At 77.4% G+C, this 2,532-nt stretch carries 2 protein-coding genes; both read left to right on the top strand.

Annotation, left to right across the window (positions count from 1 at the left end; genetic code table 11):
• Positions 1–38 precede the first annotated feature (38 nt).
• The gene (gene hpnD, locus FOE67_RS22545; RefSeq protein ID WP_182666677.1) at positions 39–968 is read left to right on the top strand and encodes a presqualene diphosphate synthase HpnD; all 930 of its coding nucleotides are present in this window, start codon (positions 39–41) and stop codon (positions 966–968) included.
• Positions 969–994: 26 nt separating this feature from the next.
• Positions 995–2,532 (top strand): hydroxysqualene dehydroxylase HpnE (gene hpnE / locus FOE67_RS22540; RefSeq protein WP_438874284.1); only part of this gene is annotated, 1,538 nt, incomplete at its 3' end.

The following is a 2,532-nucleotide window of genomic DNA, read 5'->3' as shown; positions in this document are numbered from 1 at the left end:
GTCCCCCCGTCCCCGAGCAGAAACGCGAGCACCACCCCGTGACCCGAAGCCCGCGGCCGGCCCCGGCCGTGACCGCCGCCCACCGCTACTGCGAGACCGTCACGGGTCTGGAGGCCCGCAACTTCTCCTACGGCATCCGCCTGTTGCCCGGTCCCAAGCGCCACGCCATGTCCGCCCTGTACGCCTTCTCCCGGCGGGTGGACGACATCGGTGACGGCCCCCTGCCCCCGGAGGTCAAGGAGGCCCGGCTCAAGGAGTGCCGGATCCTGCTGGAGCGGATCCGCGCCGGGGAGATCGCCGAGGACTGCACCGACCCCGTCGCCCTGGCCCTCGCCGACGCCGTGCGGACCTTCCCCATCCCGGTGGACGCCCTGGACGAACTGGTCGACGGCGTGCTGATGGACGTGCACGGTCGCCGGTACCGCACCTGGGACGACCTGCGGGACTACTGCCGGTGCGTCGCCGGGGCCGTGGGGCGGCTCTCCCTCGGTGTCTTCGGCACCGTGCCCGGGGCCCCCGACGCCGACCGCGCCGCCCAGCGGGCGAACACCCTGGGGCTGGCCCTCCAGCTCACCAACATCCTGCGAGACCTGCGCGAGGACGCCCGCAACGGCCGCAGCTACCTCCCCTCCGAGGAGTTGCGCCGCTTCGGTTGCCAGGACGGATTCCGGGGTGCCGTGCCGCCGGCCGGCGCGGACTTCACCGGCCTCATGCGCTTCCAGGTGCGCCGCGCCCGCGACCTGTTCGCCGACGGGTTGCGCCTGCTGCCCCTGCTGGACCGCCGCTCCGGTGCCTGCGTCGCGGCCATGGCGGGCATCTACCACCGCCTGCTCGACCACATCGCGGCCGATCCCGCGGCGGTGCTGCGCGGCCGGGTCTCGCTCCCGCCGGCCCAGAAGGCGCTGGTCGCCGTCCGCGGACTGACCGGTCTGGACGCCCGCCGCGCCGCCCGCGGGTGCTCCGCGTGACCCCGCCCCTTCCCCCGGCCTCGGGCATCCCCGGGGCGGGGGGCGCCGACCGCCCGGGGCACGTGCTGGTGGTCGGCGGGGGACTGGCGGGGATCACCGCGGCCCTCGCCCTCGCCGACGCGGGACGCCCGGTCACCCTGGTGGAGTCCCGCCCCCGGCTGGGCGGCCTGGCCTTCTCCTTCACCCGCGACCGGGAGCCCGGTCCGCTGACCGTCGACAACGGCCAGCACGTCTACCTGCGCTGCTGCACCGCCTACCGGGGCTTCCTGCGCCGGGTCGGGGCGGAACACCTGGCGCCCGTCCAGCGCCGGCTGGACGTGCCGGTGCTCGACGCCCGCACCGGGCGACTCGGTCGGCTGCGCCGTTCCGGGCTGCCCGCACCGCTGCACCTGGCCGGTGCCCTGGCCCGCTACCCGCACCTGTCGGTCGCGGACCGCGCCTCGGTGGTCCGCGCCGCGCTCGCCCTGCGCCGGCTGGACCCGGAGGACCCCGCGCTGGACCGGCTGTCCTTCGGTTCCTGGCTGCGCCGGTACGGCACCGGACCCGCCGCCGTGGCGGCGCTGTGGGACCTGGTGGGCGTGGCCACCCTCAACGCCCGCGCCGACGACGTCTCGCTCGCCCTGGCCGTGATGGTCTTCCGCACCGGTCTGCTGAGCGAGGCCGGGGCCGCCGACATCGGGTTGCCGGAGGTCCCGCTGGGGGAGATCCACCACCACCGCGCCGGGCGGGCCCTGGAACGCGCCGGGGTCCGGGTGCTGACGCGCACCCGGGTGCGCGGTCTGCGCCGGTCGGCCGAGGGCGGCTGGTGGGCGGACCTGCGGCGCGGCGACGGGCCGGCCGACCCCGGCGCCCCGGGCGGCTCCGCGAACGGCATCGGCGCCGACGCCGTCGTCACGGCCCTGCCACAGGACGCCACCCGCGCCCTGCTGCCGCCGGGCGCGGTGGCCGACCCCGACCGGTTCGGGGAGCTGGGCACCGCGCCGATCCTCGACGTGCACGTGATCCACGACCGGCCGGTGCTGCGCGAGCCCTTCCTGGCGATGATCAACTCGCCGGTGCAGTGGGTCTTCGACCGCACCGTCGCCTCCGGTCTCGCCGACCTGCCCGGCGCGGGGGAGAGTCAATACCTGGTGCTCTCCCAGTCGGCGGCGGGGGAGGAGATCGACCTGCCGGTCGCCGTGCTGCGGGAGCGCTACCTCTCCGCACTGGCCCGGGCGCTCCCGGCCGCGCGGACGGCCCGGGTGCGGGACTTCTTCGTCACCCGGGAGCGCACCGCGACCTTCGACCCGGCCCCCGGCACCCGCCGGCTGCGGCCCGGTCCCCTCACCGACGCGCCGGGGCTGTTCCTCGCCGGGGCGTGGACGGCCACCGGGTGGCCCGCCACCATGGAGGGGGCGGTGCGCAGCGGGCTGGCCGCCGCGAGGGCCGTCCGGGCGTCCGGACCCGGCGCGCGGATCGCGGCGGGAGTCGTCGCGACCGCCCGGGGCGCCGGTGATCCGCCCGGTTCCGCCGGACTCCCGCCGCCCGCATCCGCCACCGCCCCGGCGGGGGAAGAGCGCGATGC

It is taken from the genome of Streptomyces calidiresistens, from assembly GCF_014141525.1.
Taxonomy (GTDB): Bacteria; Actinomycetota; Actinomycetes; order Streptomycetales; family Streptomycetaceae; genus Streptomyces; species Streptomyces calidiresistens.
Note: the sequence above shows the minus strand (reverse complement) of the source record. Positions and strands in the feature narration are given on the sequence as shown.